This is a genomic window from Cucumibacter marinus DSM 18995 (genome assembly GCF_000429865.1).
In the GTDB taxonomy this organism is placed as follows: Bacteria; Pseudomonadota; Alphaproteobacteria; order Rhizobiales; family Devosiaceae; genus Cucumibacter; species Cucumibacter marinus.
In genome coordinates this window covers 90,985-109,287 of sequence record NZ_KE386978.1, presented here as the reverse complement: position 1 = coordinate 109,287, position 18,303 = coordinate 90,985, and the positions used below count along the sequence as shown (strand labels likewise).

The window sequence follows — 18,303 nt, the reverse complement described above, 5'->3', positions numbered from 1 at the left end:
GACCACAGGACCAGGAACGAGAGTACGGACGCGATGCAGGGATCACCGAACGACCCCAACCAGGCAGAAATGACAACCGGCGCACGGCTTGTGCCGCGGATCACCATCCAGGCGTTCTGCCAGAATTCGCAGACCGCGCAGCTGGTCGAATCCGCTGCCCATGACCGCCGCATGTCGAAAGTGGCGCTGACCACCCACAACGGGGGCATCGATGCGGCCGTGGAGGTCTACAAGACCAACCCCACGCCCAACCTGATCATCCTCGAGACGGCTTTGCCCGCAGCCGAAATCCTCGGTGCGCTGCAGCGCCTTGCCGAGGTCTGCGACCCCAATACGCTGGTCGTGGTCATCGGCCACACCAACGATGTCATGCTCTATCGCGAGTTGGTGCGCTCGGGGGTCTCCGAATACCTCGTCATGCCCACCGATGTGGCGACGCTGGTGAACACCATCGCCGATCTGTTCGTCGCCGACGGGGCATCCCCGATCGGCCGCACGATCGCCTTCGTCTCCGCAAAGGGCGGCTCGGGTTGTTCGACCATTGCCCACAACACCGCCTGGGCGCTGGCCCAGACCGTGCGGCAGGATGTTCTGATCCTCGACATGGATCTTCCGTTCGGCGTTGCGGGGTTGAACTTCAACCAGGATCCGCCCAACGGGCTGGCTGACGCAGTGTTCGCACAGGAAAAGATCGACGATGTGATGATCGACCGGCTAATGTCCAAGGCCGCCAATCACATCAATCTGCTGACGTCTCCGGGCACGCTGGACCGCACCTATGATTTCGGAGAGCGGGACTTTGAGCACATTGTAGAGATCGCACAGCGGCAGGTGCCTGCCGTCATTCTGGACCTGCCGCACACCTGGAACGCCTGGGTGCGTTACACGCTCTCGACTGTCGATGAAGTGGTCATCGTGGCCGAGCCGGATCTCGCCAATCTGAGAAACGCCAAGAACCTGGTCGACATCCTGAAGGCGATGCGCCCGACCGAGACCGAGCCGACCCTGGTCATCAACCAGGCCGGTATTCCCAAACGGCCGGAAATCTCGGCCAAGGAATTCGCGTCCTCGATCGACGTGCAGCTCGTGGGCACCATCCCGTTCGAGCCGGCCCTGTTCGGCACCGCCGCCAATAATGGGCAGATGATTGCCGAGGTCTCCTCGAGCCACAAGATCAACGACACGTTCAACACCATTGCGATGCGCGTGGCCGGCCGTTCCGCAGGCACCGCCGATCAACGGTCCGGCCGCAAGCTCCCCGGCTTCCTCAAGAAGCTGAAGCTGGCCTGATCCACACAAGCGAGTAGCGAGTTCAAATGTTCGGCAAACGCACAAGCTTCGGAGGCAACACGCAGAATGCGGCCGCGCCCAAACCGGCGCCCATGAAGCCGCCTGCGGAAAAGGCCCCCGCTGCAAAAACCCCGGCACCCGGCGCCGCCGACCCGGCGGCCGCCAAGCCCGCCACCGGCAAGCCGAAATCGGAGGACGTTGTCGACGTCTCCGGTCCCGAGCGTTCGCATGATGCCGAGTATTTCCAGACCAAGTCCTCGATCTTCAACGCGCTGATCGACTCGATCGATCTGAGTCAGCTCGCGACGATGGATTCCGAATCCGCGCGCGAGGAAATCCGCGACATCGTCGCCGAGATCATCTCGCTCAAATCGATTGTCATGTCGATCGCCGAGCAGGAGGACCTGCTCGAGGATATCTGTAACGATGTTCTCGGCTACGGGCCGCTCGAACCGCTGCTGGCGCGCGACGACATCGCCGACATCATGGTCAACGGGTCCCAGCGCTGCTACATCGAAGTCAGCGGCCGCGTGCGCCTGACCAATGTGCGCTTCCGCGACGACTCTCACCTGATGAATGTGTGTCAGCGCATCGTGAGCCAGGTCGGCCGCCGGGTCGACGAGAGCTCGCCGATCTGCGACGCGCGCCTTCCGGACGGCTCTCGTGTCAACGTGATCGCGCCGCCGCTTTCGATCGATGGTCCCGCGCTCACCATTCGTAAATTCAAGAAGGACAAGCTGACCCTCAATCAGCTGGTCAAGTTCGGTTCGATCTCACCCGAAGGCTCCGAGGTGCTGCGCGTGCTGGGGCGGGTCCGCGCCAATATCCTGATCTCGGGCGGTACCGGTTCGGGCAAGACGACGCTTCTCAACTGCCTGACCGCCTTCATCGAGAAGGACGAGCGCGTCATCACCTGCGAAGACTCGGCAGAACTGCAATTGCAGCAGCCCCATGTGGTTCGCCTCGAAACCCGCCCGCCCAACCTCGAAGGCGAAGGCGAGATCACCATGCGCGACCTCGTCAAGAACTGCCTGCGTATGCGTCCTGAGCGCATCATCGTCGGCGAGGTGCGTGGCCCGGAAGCGTTTGACCTTCTGCAGGCCATGAACACCGGCCATGACGGGTCCATGGGCACGCTGCACGCCAACTCCCCGCGCGAGGCCCTCAGCCGCCTTGAATCCATGATCACCATGGGTGGCTATTCGCTGCCCTCACGCACCATTCGCGAGATGATCGTCTCTTCGATCGACGTGATCGTTCAGGCCGCTCGCCTGCGTGACGGGTCGCGCCGCATCACTCACATCTCCGAGGTGTTGGGTATGGAAGGGGACGTGATCGTCACCCAGGACGTGTTCCTCTACAAGATCACCGGCGAGGACCAGAACTCGAACCTGACCGGTTATCACCACTCGACCGGTATCACCAAGCCGCATTTCACCGAAAAAGCTCGCTATTTCAACGAGGAAGCGGCGCTCGTCGAAGCGCTCGAATCCTCGAACATCGAACACCAGCAGAACATCGCCTGATCGGATACCGCCCTCATGTCGCCCCTTGTTCTCGCCCTCCTCGCTGCCGTTTCCATCGGCGCATTGGCGTTTGCGCTGGTGCCGGGACTGGTGGGCGATTCCCGGGCTGAAAAACGCAAGGAAGCGCTCAAGCGCGATAACGGGGACCTGCGTCAGGCCCAGGCCAATCTGAAACAGCGCGATACCCGTCGGCGCACCGTTCAGCAGGCGCTCAAGACCCAGAATGAGGCGCTTGAGAAGAAGCGCAAGAAAGCGGGCCTGCAGCAGCGCATCTATCAGGCCGGCATGAAGATCCGGGCCCGCAGTTTTGTGCGCAATGCCGTCATCCTCGGCCTCGTCATCTGCGTCATCGCCTGGTTTATCGAAATTCCGCTCTACTTCGTGCCGGTTTTCGGCCTGGCAGGGGGTTATCTCGGTCCCATGTGGTTCCTCAAGCGTCAGACCCGGCGCTACCAGGCACAATTCCTCGATGAATTGCCGACCGCGGTGGAAACCATCGTGCGTGGCGTGAAATCGGGCCTGCCGCTGAACGATTCGATCAAGGTCGTGGCCAAGGAAACCCGCGAACCGGTGAAGACCGAATTCGCCCGCATTCTCGATCAGCAGTCGGTGGGTAAGCCCATGAGCGAGGCGATCGAGATCCTCTATGACCGGGTGCCGCTGCCTGAGGTAAATTTCTTCGTCGTGGTGATCGCCGTTCAGCAACAGGCCGGCGGCAATCTCTCCGAAGCGTTGTCGAACCTCGCCAATGTGCTGCGCGCCCGCAAGAAGATGCACGCCAAGGTCAAGGCCATGTCTTCCGAGGCCAAGGCCTCGGCCATGATCATCGGCGCACTGCCCTTCGTTGTGGCGGGCCTCGTGTCGCTGGTGTCTCCCGGTTATATGGCGCCACTCATCTCCACCACACTCGGCTATCTCTGGCTCGGTGTTGCCGCCGTGATGATGGCCCTGGGGATCTTCGTGATGAACCGCATGATCCAGTTTGATGTGTAAGGGCGAGGGCGGGACCCCATGAGCATTGTCGACCGTCTGACCGATCCTGACTTTCTGGTTGCCCTGTTCGCCGCCATTGCCGCGGCAGCCGTCGTCTTCACCTTCGGAGCGCAGTTCTTCGACCGTTCCGACATGAAGGGCCGCATTCGCAAGGTCGCGCTCGAACGCGAACGCCTGCGCGGTCAGGAAATCGCGCGCCTGCGCGGCGAGAACCAGCAAAAGCGCAGCGTCCGGAACGCCGATTCTCGCGGCTACATGAAGCAGGTGGTCGAGCGCTTCTCGCTGAGAAAAGCGTTCGATGATGGGACCACGGCCGACAAGCTGGCCAATGCCGGCATGCGCGGGCAGGGGCCGTTGACCACGTTCCTGTTCCTGCGCTCTGTCACCCCGCTGGCGCTGTTCGCGCTGTCTTTCGTCTACCTCAAGTTTTTTGTGCTGCGCGATGCAGCGCTGTTCATCGTGCTGCTCTACGCGCTGGGGATCGGCCTTCTGGGCAATTACCTGCCCGGCATCCTGCTGAAGAACCGGATCATCAAGCGCCAGCAATCGATCAAACGGGCCTGGCCTGACTGTCTCGATCTGATGCTGCTTTGTGTCGAGGCCGGGATGTCGATCGAGCACGCCTTCAAGCGCGTCTCCAAGGAGATCGGCCTCGAGAGCCCGGAGCTGGCCGAAGAGCTCACCCTCACCACTGCAGAACTGTCCTTTCTCGAAGACCGGACTCGCGCCTTTGAGAACCTTGGACGGCGTACCGGTATCGACAACGTCAAGACAGTGATGACCAGCCTTATCCAGGCCGACCGTTACGGCACGGCCATCGGCACCGCGCTGCGCGTGATGGCCGAAGAAGGCCGTGAAATGCGCATGTCGGAAGCTGAAAAGAAGGCAGCATCACTGCCGCCGAAACTCACCGTGCCGCTGATTCTGTTCTTCCTGCCGGTATTGTTCATCGTCATCATTGCCCCGGCAATGATCGACCTGGTCAACCGCGGCTATCTCGGCTGACGCGGATCACCCCTGGCGATCCTGACGCAAAAAAGGCGCCGCTTGCGGCGCCTTGTGCATTGCCGAGGTAACTTGTGCATTGCCGAGGTAAGGGGAGGTTGACGCTCAGCCTTCGCCCTTGATCAGGTCCCAACGGTTCTGCTGGGTCAGCAGCGCCCGGATATAGGCCATATTGGCTTCGACCTGTTCGGGCGGTAGCTCGCGCGCATAAAGTGAACGGGCTTCCTCGAAATTACCGCTGAGCCCGACGACCAGCGCCAGGTTCTGGCGCACCTGGGTGCTGGCACCGCGCATGGAGGCGGCTTTCCTCAGATTGCGCTCCGCGGCGACGAGGTCGCCGGTCATGGCGTAGGAAAGTCCGAGATTGGCATAGAGCGACGCTTCATTCGGCGCCGTGACCAGCGCCTGCTGGTAAAGCGCGCGCGCCTCTTCATTCCGACCCATCTGGTCAAGCACTGCGCCCTTGACGCTGAGCGCGTTCCAGTCGGGTGCCTCGGGCCGGATGGCGCGGTCGATCACTTCGAGCGCCTGCTGGAAATTGCCAGCGGCCACCAGCGCCTTGGCATAGGCGACAGCGATATCGGTATCGCCGCGATGCTGCAGCGTGGCCTGCTGGAGAACGGCAACCGCCTGACCTGGCTGTCCGGCTGCGCGCAAAGCCGCTGCGTAATAAATCACCACGCGCTTGTCGCGCGGGTTGGCCTCGTATTGCTGCTGTAGCTGGGCAACGCTTGTGCGGGCCTGTTCGGCACTGATGCCGGAGAAATCGGGGGACGCAACCTGGCTGCGATTGCTGGCACAGGCGCTCAGCGCCACGGCGGCAACACCGGCCAGAACCATGGCGCGCAGGCTATGCCTGGGGAAGGGTTTTACGCTCAGCACTTGGGCCTCGATACCAACGCGCCGGCAGGATCGCCGGCATCACCCAGCAATAGATCATTAACCCTAACACTCGGTTAAATGGGCTTGCCCGCGATCTTGCGCCGGCTTGCCTCGGCCCTCCAGCGGCGTTACATCTCAACCCCGCCTGTTCCCCCTTATCCCTTAGCGAGTCCCCTCATGCCCGACACGCCCGAAGCCCTGCCTATTCATTTTGTCGCCGCTGGCGACCTTGCCGATTCGAGTCTCAGCGAGGCGCAAAAACTGTGGGCGGCCCGCCTCAAATTCGATGGCCAGTTCGGGCGGCTCCTGCCTCTGCCGGATGCGAATGGGCACTGCGCAGGCTATCTGTTCGGCATCGGCAAGCCCGAGGAGCGCGGCCCTATGGTCGCTGGCCTGGCGTCGCTCAATCTGCAGCCCGGTCGCTATGCGCTTGATGGCGATATCGGCGATGCCACCCAGGCAGCACTCGCCTTCAGGCTCGGGGCCTATCGCTTCGAGCGCTACAAGAAGGGTGAGGGGGCCATCGAGCTCGATCTGCCCGACAGCGCGGACGCCGATGAAGTGAACCGGCTTTATGACGCGGCGGCCCTTGCCCGCGATCTGGTCAACACCCCGGCCAATGACCTTGGCCCCGAAAACTACGAAGCCGAAGCCCGCAAGCTCGCCAAGCGTTGCGGCGCCAGCATCAGGGTGATCAAGGGCGAAGATCTGCTGGCCGAGGATTTCCCGATGATCCATGCCGTCGGCAAGGCATCTGCGGAAGCGCCCCGGCTAGTCGAATTGACCTGGGGTCAGGAAAGCGATCCCAAGGTCACCCTGGTGGGCAAGGGTGTGACCTTCGATACGGGCGGGCTGGACATCAAACCGCCCGCCAACATGCTCTTGATGAAAAAGGATATGGGTGGCTCCGCCAATATCCTGGGACTGGCGCAGGCCATTATGCAGGCAGGTCTGAAGCTTCGGCTCAAGGTGCTGGTGCCAATGGTCGAGAACGCGATCTCGGGCAACGCTTTCCGGCCCGGGGACATTCTGACGGCACGGGGCGGGCAAACCGTCGAGATCGGCAATACCGATGCCGAGGGGCGGCTGGTCCTCGCCGATGCACTGACGCTGGCCGACAGTGAATCTCCCGAGCTGATCCTCGACATGGCAACGCTGACCGGCGCGGCCCGGGTGGCGCTCGGTCCCGATATCGGCGCCCTGTTCTCGACCGATGACGTGTTTGCCGAAGAGTTGATGGCAGCCGGCCTCGATGTCGACGACCCGCTGTGGCGCATGCCGCTTTGGCCGGGTTATGACCGGCTGCTGGCGTCCAAAGTTGCAGACACCAACAACATCTCCGGTGGTGGAGGCTATGGCGGCGCGATCACTGCCGCGCTGTTCCTCAAGCGCTTCGTCAAGAACACCCCGGCCTGGGCCCATCTCGACATCTATTCGTGGACCCCGGAACCGCGTGCCGGGCGCACGGTCGGCGGCATGGATCAGGGCCTGCGCGCCGCCTACCAGGTGCTCAAGGAGCGCTATCCCGCCAGTTAGGGATCAGTAGCCGACATCGAGGTCGACAAGGTTTTCAAGCGGCTCGCCCGCCTCGTGCCGGGCGATGCCGTCGACCACGAAGCGCACCCCGCGATGCACCGACGAGATGGCGGCGATATGCGGGGTGATCAGGCAGTTTTCGATTGCCCAGAGCGGGCTGTCACCCGGCAGCGGCTCAACCTCGAACACATCGAGACTGGCCGCTCCGAGCGTGCCGTCCTCAAGCGCGCGCACCAGGTCCTTTTCGATCAGGTGCCCTCCGCGCGCGGCATTGACGACCACTGGCCCGGTCTTGAGACCATCCCGCCGCAGTTTCGTGAATAGCTCATAGTCGAGCATGCCGCGGGTATCTTCGGTGAGGGGCAACAGGCAAACCAGAATATCGGTCTTTGACAGAAACGCGTCGAGCTGACCGGGACCGGCAAAGCTTTCAACACCCGGCAGATCCTTGTGGTTGCGCGACCAGCCGAGAACCGTGAAACCAAGGCCGACAAGCTTCTCGGCGGCATCTGCGCCGAGCGCGCCCAGTCCCATGATCCCCACGCGGCATTCATTGGCCGCCGGCGGGTAATACTGCACCCATTCGCGCGCCTTCTGCAGCGCCATATAATAGGTGGTCTGACGTTGATGCAGGGTCACCTGCGCGACCACGTAATCGGTCATCCGTGTCGTCAGGTCTTCGTCGACAAAGCGCGATAGCGGGACGTTCCGCGGCAGTTTCGGATGCGCGACGATCGGGTCAACCCCGGCACCGAGCGAAAAGATCACCTCGAGATTGTCGAGCCCGTCGAAGGCGTCCGCTGCCGGCTTCCAGACATACATGTAACGCACGGCCGACGGGTCGAAATCGGCATCGTCGCGGGTCACGACGTCCACGTGATCAGGCAGGGCCGCCTTGAATGCCTTCCGCCAATTGACCGGATCGATATCACCAAGACAGAGAAGCAGACTCATGGGCATCCCTTTATTCCGTTGGACCTCGATCGGCGCCATGGTCCCCCTGTCGCAAAACAAAAGGGCCGTGTCGCCACGGCCCTTGAAACCAGATCGGGAGAGGATTTGCCAGCCCTATTCGAGCGGGGCGGGGTTCTCCGAGAGCGAGTGGAGATAGGCCAGCACGGCGTGCCGCTCATCTTCCTTCTTCAGCCCGGCAAAAGTCATTTTGGTGCCCGGAACCACATCACGCGGCGCGGTCAGATAGGCATCCAGCGCTTCAAGGGTCCAGGTGCCCTGCTCGGACGCATAGTCGCTCATTGCGCTCGAATAGGCATAGTCATGCGAGGCAACTTCATTGCCGACAACGTCCCAGAGCGGCGGGCCGACGCGGTTGGCGCCACCCTGCGAAGGATCGTGGCAGGCCTTGCACTTGACGAACTGCCGCTCTCCAACGGCGACATCAGCGCTGGCGACCTGAGCTGCGAGCCCGGTTGCCTGAGCAGGGGCTTCTTCAGTCATCGCAGCGTCGTCAGCTGCAGCAGGTGCTTCGGTTGCAGCAGGTGCTTCGGTTGCAGCAGGTGCTTCGGTTGCCGTGTCTTGAGCCGCCGCGTCTTCAGCGGGCGCCTCTTCAGCCATGGCGGCATCATCAGCGGCTGCGGGCTCTTCTGCCATCGCCGGTTCTTCTGCCATCGCAGGTTCTTCGGCAGCCGCACTGTCGGCGGCTTCACCGGCTGCGTCCACTTCCTCGCTCACCGCTTCACCTTCGGTGGGCTCGGTCGAGGCGGGCGACTCGGTCACGACATCTGCCGGTGCAGGCTCGGCTTCCTCTTCGGCGGCCATATCTTCCGCCGACGCTTCGCTGGATTCCTCAGCCATCTGTTCGCTGGTCTCGGAAGGCATGGTTTCGTCACCAGTGTCTTCAGTGGCCGCAGCCTCGTCCGTGGCCGCTCCCTCTTCGGCCGGCGCGGCCTCGGGTTCGGGGAAGGCGACCGGATTGTTCGACAGCGTGTGCAGATAGGCCAGCATATCAGCCCGATCTTCGGGGTCCGACAGGCCGGCAAAGCTCATCTTGGTGCCCGGAACAGCATCCTTGGGCGAGGCCAGGAATTCGTCGAGCGCCTCATAGGTCCATGCCGGATAGTCATTGGCATGTTCGACCATGGCCGTCGAATAGGAGAAGCCTTCATGGCTCGCAATCTCGCGGCCGACCACATCCCACAGGCCCGGGCCAACCTTGTTGGCGCCGCCCTCGGCGGGGTCGTGGCAGCTCTTGCATTTGGCGAACTGGCGTTCGCCAGCGCCGGCATCGGCATTCGCCAGAAGAACCGGCAGGGGAAGCTCGGGCTCTTCCTCGACGGCCTCGCCGCCATGGCCCTCTTCTTCGCCCGGCAGCGCGTAGCCCACGCCCCGGTCCTCAATCGGGTGGTAGATGGCTTCGGCGATAAAGCCGACCCCCATCACGAAAAGCAGCGTGCCAAGAACAGCGCCGATGATCTTGTTCCACTCAAAGGAATCCATTTTCGCGGTTTCTCCCAACCCAATTTGTCCGATTGCCGGAGAGTGTCGGCCTAAGCAGCGACTCACCTCAAGGCAAGCGCCATTGTTTGCGGGGCTTTCGCGCCGCGCGCGGACCATATAGTCAAGCCTTGAGCGGTGCAATATCCCGCCCCGAGGGTGCGACAATTCCCCCGGATTTTCCAGCCCTTGCAAAGCCTGCACCCGATCAGGGCGCGATTGACCTGGCCGCGTTGGCCGCAATTGACTTGGCGTGGGCCGCCCGTCAATAGTGCCGCGCCATTTGATGATCAGGATGTAGGCTATGCGCAAGATCGCGTTTCAGGGCGAGTTGGGGGCATTCGGGCATTCGGCGGTCGCCGAACGGTTTCCCGAGGACGAGCCCTTTCCCTGCGTGACCTTTGAGGAGACGATCACAGCGGTCCAGACCGGGGCGGCGGATCTCGCCATGGTTCCGGTGGAAAATTCGCTCTATGGCCGCATCACCGATATCCACCACCTGCTGCCCGAGAGCGGCCTCTTCATTATCGGCGAGCATTACCACCGGGTCCGCATGAACCTTTTGGCCTTGCCGGGGACCAGTCTGGAAGACGTCAAATCGGTCATGAGCCTCAACGTGGCGCTCGGCCAGTGCCGACGTTTCATCAACAAGCACAGACTGACCACCATAAATGCCGTCGATACAGCCGGGTCGGCGCGCATTGTCGCCGAGAAAGGCGACAAGTCGGTCGCCGCAATCGCATCAAGGCTGGCTGGAGAGACTTATGGGCTCGAGGTCCTGGCCCCGGATATCGAGGATGAAAGCCACAACACCACCCGCTTTTTGGTGATGTCACCGAAAAAGGACGAGGCGCCTGCGAATAATGGCCCGGTCAAGACGACATTCGTCTTCCGCGTGCGCAACGTGCCAGCCGCGCTCTACAAGGCCATGGGCGGCTTCGCGACCAACGGCGTGAACATGACCAAGCTCGAAAGCTACATGGTCGATGGCTCCTTCAACGCCACACAGTTTTATGCCGATATCGAGGGGCACCCGGAAGATCGCGGCGTTCATCTGGCGCTTGAGGAACTCGGATTTTTCACCGACTTCGTGAAGATCCTCGGCGTTTATCCCGAAGCGCCGGCGCCGGGGAACAATGGCCGCTGAGCGGGACACAAGAGAATTCACCTTCAAGCCTGCGATGGCTGCCGCAGCCATCCGCTTCGTGCTCGCCGATCATGCGCTCACCTGCTACCGGCCAGGTGGACAGGTCAACTGGACACTCGATCTCCGCGGGGTCACCCGTGCAGCGCTCGTCGATCAGACCGTGCGCGGTGTGCGCTACCGCCGGCTCGATCTGATCGCCAAGGGGCAAAAGCACCATATCGGGATCAACAGCACCGCCGACATCTTGCCGGGCGGCGAGGCGGAAACCACCCATCTCGCCTTGCTCGAGGCCGTGGGCGAGGACCTTGCCGACATCAATCCGGACCTGCCGGTGACGATTGGCGAGCATGGCGGCGCAAAGATCGCGATCTTCGTCATCGGCGCGCTCAGCCTGGCGGGCTCGCTCGCGCTGTTCTTTTTCGGCGTCATGCGGCATGGGGACTTCAATGCTGAAGCGGCCCTGCCAACGCTCATGCTGGCGCTGTTCGGTGTGGTCTTGACGCTTGGTTATGCACCCTGGCGGAGCAATCCGAGCCTGCCTGTAAAGCTGTTGCCCGAGGTCATCAGGGCGCTGGGCGGCAAGGGGGATGCGACGCGGGAAAGCCCCGGCAGTGGATAATCCGTGCCCGAAGCCCGCGTCTGCCCGGCGGCGAGCACTGCCTTTTCACCGGTGCGGTAGCGGCCGTTTCTGCCGTAAATCCTTGTGAAAACGCAAGGAAAGCCAACGAAATCAGTCAATTCACTCCCGCGTTGCGCCCGGATGCGGCATACTCGGCCCAAAAGGCATGGCTGAACCGCACAGGGATCCCTATTCATGAAGGCCGCTCATTATGAAAATTATGGCGCCGCGGATGTCGTAAAGATCCGCGACATGCCCCGCCCGGAGATCGGTGAGGGCGAGGTTTTGGTGAGATCCGCCGCCGGCACCGTCACTACCGCAGACTGGCGCTTTCGCGCCTCTGCCTTCCCCGGTGCCTTGTGGCTGCCCGGGCGCCTGATGGCGGGCCCGTTGGCGCCGCGCCGAAAGGTGCTCGGCTCCGAGTTCGCCGGTCAGGTTGACTCTGTTGGCGCCAATGTCAGCCGCTTCAAGCCCGGCGATCGCGTGTTCGGAATGAGCCCGAAATTCGGTGCCCATGCCGAATATATCGCTGTGCCGGAAACCGGTGCGATCGCCCACATGCCCGAGAACCTCGACTTCGCTGATGCTGCGGCCCTGCCGTTCGGCGCGGTGTGTGCCCTGGTTTTCCTGCGCGATTTCGCGCCGGTCCAACCCGGTCAGAAAGTACTGGTTGGCGGAGCCTCGGGTGGGGTTGGTGTCTATGGGGTGCAGATCGCGAAGCATTTCGGTGCCGAAGTCACCGCGGTCGCCAGCGCCCGAAACCACGATTTGCTGCAATCGCTCGGCGCTGATCACGTCATCGACTACCGCAAGCAGGACGTCACCCGCGGCGGCAAGGAGTTCGATCTGGTATTCGATACCGCCGGCACGCTGAAATTCGGTGCGGTTAGGCGCATCCTCAAGTCCGATGGCATCTTTCTGCCCCTCGAATTCGGCATTGCCGACGCGTTTGCCGCGCTTTGGACTTCGGTCTTTGGCGGCAAGAAACTTCTGCTGCGGGTCAATGGCGACAGCCAGGCCGATCTCGAAGCGGTTCGCGATCTTGCCGCTTCTGGCGCAATCCGCGCCATCATCGACAGCCGCTACCAGTTGGCCGATATCGTGGACGCCTATCGCCGGGTTGAAACCCGGCACAAGACCGGTAGCGTGGTGATCGACATGCCTGCGCCGTCGGCAGATGCAGCGGATGCATGAGCAACCCCGGAAATGCCCCCCGGGCGCGGGCCCTTGTGGGCAGTGACAGTGCAGGGCCGCCGCCCCCTTGCATATCGTGGCGCGATGGCTCACATAGGGGCCAGGGAGGTTGGCCGGACGTGTTCCTCGCCAACCGGGTCAGGTCCGGAAGGAAGCAGCCCTAACGAGTTTCGACACGGGTCGGTTCAGCCTCCCGCCTTACGCAAGGCGCAATCGCTCGAGTAAAGAGCGGAACGGGCCCGATGCCCGGCGCGGCGGGATCACCAGGCGAGAGCGAATGGCAGCGAACGAGACCGGCACATCTTCCTATCTGGTGCTGGCGCGCAAATATCGCCCACAGGATTTCTCAACCCTGATCGGCCAGGACGCGATGGTGAGGACCCTCACCAACGCCTTCAAGGCCAACCGCATTGCCCATGCCTTTATGCTCACCGGCGTGCGCGGGGTCGGCAAGACCACGACCGCCCGCATTCTCGCCCGCGCGCTCAACTATGCCGATGAGAGCGGGCCGCATCCGACCCTCGACCTTGAAAAAGAAGGCACGCATTGCCGGGCGATCATCGAAAGCCGGCATGTCGATGTGGTCGAGATGGACGCCGCCTCCCATACCGGGATCGACGATATCCGAGAGATCATCGATTCGACTCGCTATGGTCCGGTTTCAGCGCCGTACAAGATCTTCATCATCGATGAAGTGCACATGCTGTCCAAAAGCGCCTTCAACGGCCTGCTGAAGACGCTGGAAGAGCCGCCTCCCTATGTGAAGTTCATTTTCGCGACCACCGAAATCCGCAAGGTGCCGGTCACCATCCTCAGCCGCTGCCAGCGCTTCGATCTGCGCCGGGTGCCGGCGGATACGCTGACGACCTATCTGGGCGGTATCCTCGAGAAGGAAGGTATCGGCTATGAGGCCGATGCGCTCTCCCTTGTGGTGCGCGCGGGCGAAGGCTCGGTACGCGACGCGCTCTCCCTGCTCGATCAGGCGATCGCCCATGGCGGCGGCAAGATCGATGCAGAGGCCGTGCGTTCCATGCTCGGGCTCGCCGACCGCGCCATCGGCCTCGACATGTTCGAGGCGCTGATGAAGGGTGAAATCGAAAAAGCCCTCGAGGCGCTGCGCGCCCAATATGACGCCGGCGCCGACCCGGTAACCGTGATTTCCGACCTTGCCAACATCACCCATCTGGTGACCCGGCTGAAAGTCGTGCCCCGCGCTGCGGAGGACCCGGGCCTCACCCCCGATGAACGCGACCGCGGCGGTGAATTCGCCAAGAAGCTGGGCATTCGCATTCTCTCCCGCGCCTGGCAAATGCTTCTCAAAGGGCTTCAGGAAGTCCAGACCGCGCCCGATCCGCTGGCGGCAGCCGAGATGGTGTTGATCCGCATCGCCCATGCCAGCGATCTGCCGTCGCCCGATGAACTGATCGAAAAGCTCAATGCCGAGCCGCATGGGTCGGCGCAGGGAGTGGCCCATGGCGCAACGCCGGCCATGGCCGGGCACGCACAGGCGCCGTCCGGGCCATCCGCGAGCTATCGCGGTGGTGCGTCATTGGCGCGCCAGCCGGCGCCGTCAAGTGCCCCCCAAGCACAGGCCGGTCCTCAGCTATCGAGCTTCACCGACCTTGTTGCATTGGCGCGCGATAAGCGCGAAATCCTTCTCCAGCATGCGCTGGAAGCCCAGGTCAGCCCGGTCAGCTTCGAGACCGGCCGGATCGAGGTGGCGCTGACCCCGGATGCCGACCCCAACATCATTCAGGCACTATCCGCCCGATTGAAGGAATGGACCGGCCGCACCTGGATGATATCGGTCTCGAGCAGCGCGCCGATCACCACGATCAAACAGCAGCACGAGGCGAAACGGCAGGCCGAGATTGACGAGGCGCGGCAGGACCCCGTGGTCAGAAAGGTCTTCGACCTGTTTCCCGGCGCCCGGCTTGTCGATATCCGCCCCTATGCGGTATCCGCCGAAGCCGAAAACGAGATGGATCCCGGCAACCCGCCGGAGGCCGACCCCGGCCTTGACGATTTTCAAGAGGATGACTGATGAAAGACCTGATGGGCATGATGGGCCGCTTCCAGGAAATGCAGCAAAAAATGGAAGCGATGAAGGACGAACTGGCGAACACCGAGGTCACCGGTACCGCCGGCGGCGGCATGGTCTCGGTGACCCTGACCGCCAAGGGTGACATGCGCGGCGTCAAGATCGACTCCTCCATGTTCAAGGAGGACGATGTCGAGGTTCTTGAAGACCTGATCGTCGCCGCCCACGCCGACGCGCGCCAGAAGGGCGAGCAGGCGGCCGAGGAAAAGATGCGAGAGCTGACAGCCGGCCTGCCCATCCCGCCGGGCATGAAGCTGCCGTTCTAGGTCACGCCACATGAGTGCGCGCACCGGCGGGCCGGAAATCGATCAGCTGATTCAATTGCTGGCCCGGTTGCCCGGGCTCGGCCCCCGTTCTGCGCGCCGCGCCACGCTGCACCTCATCAAGAAAAAAGACAGCCTCATGTCCCCGCTCGCCGCCGCCCTGGCGCGGGCGGTCGATGCGGTCAAGACCTGCGAGATCTGCGGCAATGTCGACACGGTCTCGCCTTGCGGCATCTGTGCCGACCCGCGCCGCAAGGAGCAGGGGCTGCTGATCGTGGTCGAGGACGTAGCCGACCTTTGGGCCATGGAGCGTGCCGGCATCGGCATGGCGCTCTATCACGTGCTGGGCGGCACTTTGTCTCCGCTTGATGGCATCGGCCCCGAAGACCTTTCGATCGATGCGCTCGTGAAACGGGTCGAGACCGGTGAGGTCAAGGAAGTGGTGCTGGCGGTCAACGCCACTGTCGAAGGCCAGACCACGGCCCACTACATCACCGACCGGCTGGCGCCTTTCGGTGTCAATGTCACGCGGCTCGCCCATGGCGTGCCGGTGGGTGGCGAACTCGACTATCTCGACGAGGGCACGCTGTCCCAGGCGCTCAAGGCCCGCACCCGCTTCGGGGACCAAAACACTTAGCCAAGCCACCGTTGCACCGGTATCTTCGGTCTCCCTCATGACGGAGAGCAGCCTTGGATTATTTCAACGACGAGAAGAACGCCCGCGCCTATATCCGCATGGCCGAGGGCTATGACGGGCGGGACCTGATCCCGATCCTCGAGACCGTGTTGCCAGAGGGGGCCAGCATTCTTGAACTGGGTATGGGGCCAGGCATCGACCTCGACATCCTGTCGAAGCGCTACACGGTCACCGGATCCGACGGCGCCCAGCCTTTCCTCGATTTCTACCGCAAAACCCATCCCGACGCCGACCTCTTGAAGCTCGACGCGGTGACGCTTGAGACCGACCGGAACTTCGACGCCCTGTTCACCAACAAGGTGCTGATCCATTTGCTGCCCGATCAGCTTGAAGCATCGGTCGCCCGCCAGCCGGCGCTTCTGAACGCGCCGGGTTATGTGTTTCATACTTTCTGGCGCGGTGAGGGGATCGAGAACCATCACGGCGTGACCTCGGTCTACTGGACCGAGGACGGCTTGAGGCAGGTCTTCGAGCCGCATTTCGAGATCATCGAGATGCAGAGCTATTCGGAGCTGGCTGCAGATGATTCCATCTGGCTGCTGGCTCGCAAGCGCGCCGCGTAGTCCGCGCCAATCCGAATGCCGTCTTGCGATCGAATCTCACACACCGTCGTCACCACCCGGCTTGTCCGGGTGGTCCAACTTGGATTGCCCGAACAAGTCGGGCAATGACCGGGGAGAGTGTGCCGGCACGTTCTGACAAGCGTGCAACCGCCCTCCAACCCCGACGCACCTAGTCCGCCGCAACCCTCGGATCTTCGATCACCTGATGGGCGACCTCGGCATCGAGAATGTCGATATCGACCTGCGGTGGCTGGGTCTCCGCCTTCCAGGCATGGAAATCGGCCGGGCTCTGCCAGTGCTCGAACAGATTGATCCGCCCGCGCACGACAGGGTCTTTGGAGAGGAAGAATTCAAGGCATCCCGGCTGCGAGAGCGCGCGCTCGACCATCCCCTTATGCGCTTGGATATACTCGTCTTCGCGGCCCTGGGGCACGAACAGCTTGCCGGCAACGATCATGGTCATGGTGGGGGCCTTTCCTGGGCTTGCAGTGCCGCGCCGCCCCCACGGAGCGCGACCCTGCCGGTTGTAGGCTGCTAGCGCAGCGATTCGTTGAAAAAGTCGATGGTGCGCATGAAGGCGAGATCGGCCGCCTCCGGGTCATAGCGCGCCTCCGACGTGTCATTGTTGAAGGCGTGATTGACGCCCTCATAAACATGCAGGGCGTAGTCGACACCGGCGGCATCGAGCGCCTGCCGGAACGGTTCGATTCCCGCATTGATACGCCCGTCGAGCCCCGCATAATGCAAAAGCATCCGCGCCTTGATATTCGGCACATCGGAAACAGCGGGTTGGGCACCGTAATAGGCAACCCCGGCATCAAGACCTTCGGCATTCACCGCGATCTGATTGACCGTGCCGCCACCCCAACAAAACCCCATGGCACCGACCTTGCCATTGCCGAGCCGATGGTCCTTGAGAAACATCACCGTCGCCACGCCGGATTTGGTTGTCTGATGCGGATCGAGATCGCGGAACATGCCGCGGGCGGCGAGTTCATCATCGGGTGTGCCACCCTGAAGTGACAGGAAATCGGGCGCCAGCGCGTTGAAGCCTTCAAGCGCCACGCGGCGCGCCACATCCCTGATGTGTTCGTTGAGGCCCCGGTTTTCGTGCACCACAATCACTGAAGGCAGAGGACCCTGAGCGTCGACCGGCCGGGCCCAATATCCCTGCATGTCGCCGCCTGGCACGCCCCAACGGATCGTGTCCGTCTCCAGCCGCGGATCGGCGTGCGATACCATGGATTCGGCCTGCGCATCCGCCGCCATCATTGCTGCAGCGGTGGTGGCCGCGGTGGCCGACCCTGCAAGCCTTGCAAGCTGGTTCATGAACTTGCGCCGATCCAGCGAGAGATGCGTGTAATCGTCGTAAAGCGCTATCATCTCCTGAGTGATGCGCGGTGAATTCTCAGTATTCGATTGGTCCGTCATGAAATGTCTCCCCCCATGACGAGGAACGCAGGAAAGTAAAACGAAATGCACAAACGCGCGAGTCTTGCGTCGCCCGTTTCAATCAATAACTGGCCGGCGTTCGACTGTGCCGGACGTGTCGGACACTAGCCATCGAGTATGACCAAGATGGGGCTCGGTGAGGGCGATACAATGGAAGCGCGTGGAAAAATTGGGAAGCGCGTGGAAAAATTGTGCGCGTCAATCCTGAAGTGAATGCGCAATCACTGGCGCGGTCGACGCGGTTCCGCACCCGGCGGCATCATCACCCCTCGGGTCCGCTCCATCAGCGCCAAGGCAACATCGATTTCGCCCAGTTTCTGAGTGATTTCACCGTCGCCATCGCCATTCACAGCGGCGTTCAGTTCTGTGCGCAACGACATAAGAGCTTCAAATCGCTCCGAAAACGGCCGGTCGGTATTGTAGAGCAGGTCACGTACTTCTGCCTGCCGGATCGGCCTGATCAGGGCGTCCGGATCGGCGGACCCGCCATGCTGGCGTGCCGGATTCGTGCCGGGATATGCGCGCTGAGCCATCGCGACCTCCAATGCAACCTAACCATACTACGCATAGATGGCGCTTCCGGT

Annotated in this window: 18 protein-coding genes and 1 other RNA gene; 13 read left to right on the top strand and 6 right to left on the bottom strand. The window is 62.5% G+C overall.

Annotated features, from left to right (window positions below):
* Window positions 1–33 precede the first annotated feature (33 nt).
* From G489_RS0113860 to G489_RS0113845, 4 genes are read left to right on the top strand one after another with little or no spacing between them, the layout of a single operon-like run.
* Entirely contained in the window at window positions 34–1,290 is a 1,257-nt protein-coding gene (locus tag G489_RS0113860; RefSeq protein WP_029042032.1) for an AAA family ATPase, read from the top strand.
* A 26-nt stretch (window positions 1,291–1,316) separates the two neighbouring features.
* Window positions 1,317–2,816: a CpaF family protein gene (locus G489_RS0113855; protein WP_029042031.1), complete on the top strand. Its 1,500-nt coding sequence runs from the start codon at window positions 1,317–1,319 to the stop codon at window positions 2,814–2,816.
* 15 nt (window positions 2,817–2,831) lie between these two features.
* On the top strand, window positions 2,832–3,809 hold the full coding sequence (locus G489_RS0113850) for a type II secretion system F family protein (RefSeq protein WP_029042030.1): 978 nt from the start codon (window positions 2,832–2,834) through the stop codon (window positions 3,807–3,809).
* A gap of 18 nt (window positions 3,810–3,827) precedes the next feature.
* A complete protein-coding gene (locus tag G489_RS0113845) occupies window positions 3,828–4,814 on the top strand; it encodes a type II secretion system F family protein (protein WP_029042029.1) in 987 nt (328 codons plus the stop codon).
* A gap of 105 nt (window positions 4,815–4,919) precedes the next feature.
* Here G489_RS0113845 and G489_RS20670 read toward each other — a convergent pair whose 3' ends face one another.
* On the bottom strand, window positions 4,920–5,696 hold the full coding sequence (locus G489_RS20670; RefSeq protein ID WP_155889408.1) for a tetratricopeptide repeat protein: 777 nt from the start codon (window positions 5,694–5,696) through the stop codon (window positions 4,920–4,922).
* A gap of 177 nt (window positions 5,697–5,873) precedes the next feature.
* Here G489_RS20670 and G489_RS0113835 point away from each other — a divergent pair, with 177 nt between their 5' ends.
* A complete protein-coding gene (locus tag G489_RS0113835) occupies window positions 5,874–7,232 on the top strand; it encodes a leucyl aminopeptidase family protein (RefSeq protein WP_029042028.1) in 1,359 nt (452 codons plus the stop codon).
* 3 nt (window positions 7,233–7,235) lie between these two features.
* On the opposite strand, the gene G489_RS0113830 is transcribed toward G489_RS0113835, so the two are convergent.
* Both G489_RS0113830 and G489_RS22610 read right to left on the bottom strand, forming a co-directional pair.
* Window positions 7,236–8,186, bottom strand: coding sequence for a 2-hydroxyacid dehydrogenase (locus tag G489_RS0113830; protein ID WP_162142438.1), 951 nt, complete (start codon window positions 8,184–8,186; stop codon window positions 7,236–7,238).
* A gap of 114 nt (window positions 8,187–8,300) precedes the next feature.
* Window positions 8,301–9,686 (bottom strand): c-type cytochrome, encoded by a 1,386-nt coding sequence (locus G489_RS22610; protein WP_081691588.1) that lies wholly within the window; start codon window positions 9,684–9,686, stop codon window positions 8,301–8,303.
* 301 nt (window positions 9,687–9,987) lie between these two features.
* On the opposite strand from G489_RS22610, the gene G489_RS0113820 reads away from it, so the two are divergent.
* The 8 genes from G489_RS0113820 (at window position 9,988) to G489_RS0113790 (ending at window position 16,267) form a co-directional block, all read left to right on the top strand.
* Window positions 9,988–10,830 carry a prephenate dehydratase gene (locus G489_RS0113820; RefSeq protein ID WP_029042026.1) on the top strand — a complete coding sequence of 281 codons (843 nt, stop codon included), beginning with the start codon at window positions 9,988–9,990 and terminating at the stop codon, window positions 10,828–10,830.
* On the top strand, window positions 10,820–11,449 hold the full coding sequence (locus G489_RS0113815) for a hypothetical protein (RefSeq protein WP_029042025.1): 630 nt from the start codon (window positions 10,820–10,822) through the stop codon (window positions 11,447–11,449). Before G489_RS0113820 ends, G489_RS0113815 begins: the two co-directional genes overlap by 11 nt.
* Window positions 11,450–11,644: 195 nt before the next feature.
* On the top strand, window positions 11,645–12,643 hold the full coding sequence (locus tag G489_RS0113810) for an NAD(P)-dependent alcohol dehydrogenase (RefSeq protein ID WP_029042024.1): 999 nt from the start codon (window positions 11,645–11,647) through the stop codon (window positions 12,641–12,643).
* A gap of 101 nt (window positions 12,644–12,744) precedes the next feature.
* Window positions 12,745–12,843, top strand: an RNA gene (gene ffs / locus G489_RS22300) — signal recognition particle sRNA small type.
* Window positions 12,844–12,920: 77 nt separating this feature from the next.
* A complete protein-coding gene (locus G489_RS0113805; protein WP_029042023.1) occupies window positions 12,921–14,687 on the top strand; it encodes a DNA polymerase III subunit gamma/tau in 1,767 nt (588 codons plus the stop codon).
* Window positions 14,687–15,010 carry a YbaB/EbfC family nucleoid-associated protein gene (locus tag G489_RS0113800; RefSeq protein ID WP_029042022.1) on the top strand — a complete coding sequence of 108 codons (324 nt, stop codon included), beginning with the start codon at window positions 14,687–14,689 and terminating at the stop codon, window positions 15,008–15,010. Before G489_RS0113805 ends, G489_RS0113800 begins: the two co-directional genes overlap by 1 nt.
* Before the next feature lie 10 nt (window positions 15,011–15,020).
* Window positions 15,021–15,644, top strand: coding sequence for a recombination mediator RecR (recR, locus tag G489_RS0113795; RefSeq protein WP_029042021.1), 624 nt, complete (start codon window positions 15,021–15,023; stop codon window positions 15,642–15,644).
* Window positions 15,645–15,697: 53 nt separating this feature from the next.
* Window positions 15,698–16,267, top strand: coding sequence for a class I SAM-dependent methyltransferase (locus G489_RS0113790; RefSeq protein WP_029042020.1), 570 nt, complete (start codon window positions 15,698–15,700; stop codon window positions 16,265–16,267).
* Between the two features lie 169 nt (window positions 16,268–16,436).
* Here G489_RS0113790 and G489_RS20660 read toward each other — a convergent pair whose 3' ends face one another.
* The 3 genes from G489_RS20660 to G489_RS0113775 form a co-directional block, all read right to left on the bottom strand.
* Window positions 16,437–16,730 carry a putative quinol monooxygenase gene (locus tag G489_RS20660; RefSeq protein ID WP_051332657.1) on the bottom strand — a complete coding sequence of 98 codons (294 nt, stop codon included), beginning with the start codon at window positions 16,728–16,730 and terminating at the stop codon, window positions 16,437–16,439.
* Window positions 16,731–16,801: 71 nt separating this feature from the next.
* A complete protein-coding gene (locus G489_RS0113780) occupies window positions 16,802–17,698 on the bottom strand; it encodes a dienelactone hydrolase family protein (protein ID WP_029042019.1) in 897 nt (298 codons plus the stop codon).
* Between the two features lie 242 nt (window positions 17,699–17,940).
* Entirely contained in the window at window positions 17,941–18,252 is a 312-nt protein-coding gene (locus G489_RS0113775; protein ID WP_029042018.1) for a hypothetical protein, read from the bottom strand.
* Between the last annotated feature and the right edge of the window lie 51 nt (window positions 18,253–18,303).